Source organism: Cryobacterium sp. MLB-32 (assembly GCF_000738085.1).
GTDB lineage: Bacteria > Actinomycetota > Actinomycetes > Actinomycetales > Microbacteriaceae > Cryobacterium.
In genome coordinates this window covers 1-2,543 of the sequence record NZ_JPRS01000448.1, presented here as the reverse complement: position 1 = coordinate 2,543, position 2,543 = coordinate 1, and the positions used below count along the sequence as shown (strand labels likewise).

At 64.6% G+C, this 2,543-nt stretch carries 1 protein-coding gene and 2 pseudogenes; 2 read left to right on the top strand and 1 reads right to left on the bottom strand.

From position 1 onward, the window contains the following. Together JF66_RS23865 and JF66_RS19305 are read left to right on the top strand one after the other, a co-directional pair. A pseudogene (locus JF66_RS23865) lies at nucleotides 1–347 on the top strand (hypothetical protein); the annotation flags it as partial. A gap of 181 nt (nucleotides 348–528) precedes the next feature. Next, on the top strand, nucleotides 529–795 hold the full coding sequence (locus JF66_RS19305) for a hypothetical protein (protein ID WP_156109938.1): 267 nt from the start codon (nucleotides 529–531) through the stop codon (nucleotides 793–795). A 44-nt stretch (nucleotides 796–839) separates the two neighbouring features. Here the strand turns inward: JF66_RS19305 and JF66_RS19300 are convergent. Then, a pseudogene (locus JF66_RS19300) lies at nucleotides 840–2,543 on the bottom strand (ATP-binding domain-containing protein); the annotation flags it as partial.

Here is a 2,543-nt window from a genome sequence, read left to right as displayed (position 1 = left end):
GGCGCGACCCACACGACCGACACGTTCACGCTGCTGCAATCGCCAGCCAAGCCAACATCCTGCTGACCAACGATGATGGGTTCGTTGGTTCAGACGAAGAACCCTACGAAGTCTTCAATTGCGATGACTTCTTCATTCTCGTGGACGACTCCGCCAGCTGGCATGTGGAACGCGTAACGGCAAACCAAGTCAACTACTGGAGCAAGAAAACCGGGCCCAGGAAGACCCTTGCAACGGCCTTAACCGACGCGGGGTGTACTGAATTTGCCAAACGTGTAGAGAAACACGTTGAGAAGCTAAGTGGCATGGGCAACCGGAAGACACGCCGCACCGTCGCGCGGCGATAGATGTCGCAGCCGCCAACAAGACGGCGGCATGAAACCCGGAACGGTTCAACCTCGCCGCAGCCGTGCTGTGGGCACGCGGCCGACACCGCTCGCGCACGACAAAAGCCACATCCCATATCAGCCAAAACGTTCAGCCACTTAAGAACTGAAACCACCAATGAAATCCTGCACAGCTCTCCGCGTGTTATTGCATTCTGCGGATACCACCACGACAAGACACCTCAGCCTGACGCTCAATAAACACGGTGAACTCCCCGTCCTTCTTGTCGATCCGCTCGACGACAACGGCACAGTTATTCCAGGAATGTGGCTCAACCACAACGTCGAGAACATCGTGTATCTCCCCACCGGGCCCGCACGGACCGGGCACCTGCGCGACTGGGCAGCGCGGGAAAGGCACCGCGCCACCCGGTTCTTCAGCAGTGTGAAGCAGTTCTTCTCCCGCTAGGAAGCGAGCGTACGTTCAGGCATCCGCCCAGAACGCGGTGTGAACTAACGCTCCCGGTCATTGTCGGGAGTGCGTGGTTCCCCGGACCGCGGAGCCTGCTGATCGTCGCGAGTGCTCGGGCGGCCCGTGACGTTCAGGCCCGCCTTACGCTGGCCTTCCTGCTGTTGCTGAGCTTTGGCCCGGTTCGCCTCACGCATCACATCCAGTGAGGTTCGGGTTCTGGGTACCCGGGGTACAGCACGCTCAACGGTGAGTGCGGTCGCCACGTCCCGCGCTGTCTGCGCAGCCGCAGCCCCCTCTGCCGCTGCCCGTTGCCGGTCGTCCCCAGTCGCGATCGGGCGGTCGCTGAGGGCCTGGGACTTGTGCAGCGCCGTCACCCTGGCCGCCAGCTCCGCACCCACGGGGCGCTCCCGGTACGCTGCCGGGATGGCCTGCGCCTCGGCCGGGTCGATCTTGTACCGGTCGCGGAACACGTCAACTTCAGCGGCGAGCCGCACCCACACGTCACGGCGAGCACTGTCTGCGGGGACGTCGCCCAACTGCGTTGACCAGGCAGGCTGCTCTGCCGCGACACTGGTCCCACGTTCGTTGAGGCGCACCGCCAGGTACTCATACCGTTCGGTGAGGTGCTCCCGCCACGCGGGGTCAGTTCCCGGAGCGTCCAGGGCACTGCGGTCGGCGATCCAGGCCGGCACGACCGGGGCGGCCTTCTCGCCCTGGTGGGTGGGGGCCGTTTCGATGCGGCGTTCCAACCGGTAGGACGTGACCGCGCCGATATCGTCGGCGTCGTCGAGGTCGCGTTCGTTCCACGACGCGCGCAGCACCGTTGCCGGATCCAGACCGTGGGACTCGGCGCGGCCAAGGGCCGCCGTGACTGCACCCCAGCTGTCACAGCTGGTGAGATCGCGTGCGTCAGCATCGTCGAGGACCTCGTACACGAGCTGGCCGAACCGGATCTCGTTCGCCCGTTCGGCAACGTCACCGTACTGGTCGATGAGGATCGTCAGGTCATCAACGCGGGCCTGTTCGGCACGGATGGTCTCGTGCGCAGACAACATCCCATCGCTGTGCCCGGCAATAGACGCCAGCACCTCACTCATCGGCTGGGCCTCCTCCGTCTCCACATACAGGCGGTTCTCTTCCCTGCCCCGGGTCAGACCGACATACGCCAGCTCCCGGGACGTGGATGCGTCGGCGAGGACGTGGGCGGTATCGGCGGTCATGCCCTGCGCCCGGTGGATGGTGGATGCGTAACCCAGCTCGACAGACGTCGCCACGTACTCAGCTGGGAGGGTGATGCGGCCGCCGTGTCCGGTGTGTGTGACACTCAACGCACCGTCCGCTTGGACTTTGTCGACCGTCCACACGTCACCGTTTTTAACCCGGTCTGTCCCGCGCCCGGTGCGGAGCGTCGCGTCGTTCAGGCGGGTGACGACCCGGTCGCCCCGATACGCGGCGAGGCCATCGCGCAGCTGCGACGACGACGTACCGCGCACGATCCCGTTGCTCATTCGGTAGGCCTGTGCCCGGCTGTTGAGGTCAGCGACCGTGACGTTTTTCTGCGCGAGCATGAGGGCGTTCTTGCCGGCCTCATCGTCGTGCTGCCACGCCGCGAATACATCCCCGGTCATCCGGTCGATGCTGCCTCCGGTCACTCGCTCGTTGTCGACGTACCAACGAAACGGGTCGCCGACCGTCGCGGGGTCGCGGAGCATCCGTGATGCTTCGCCTTCCTGAGGCGCCGTGAA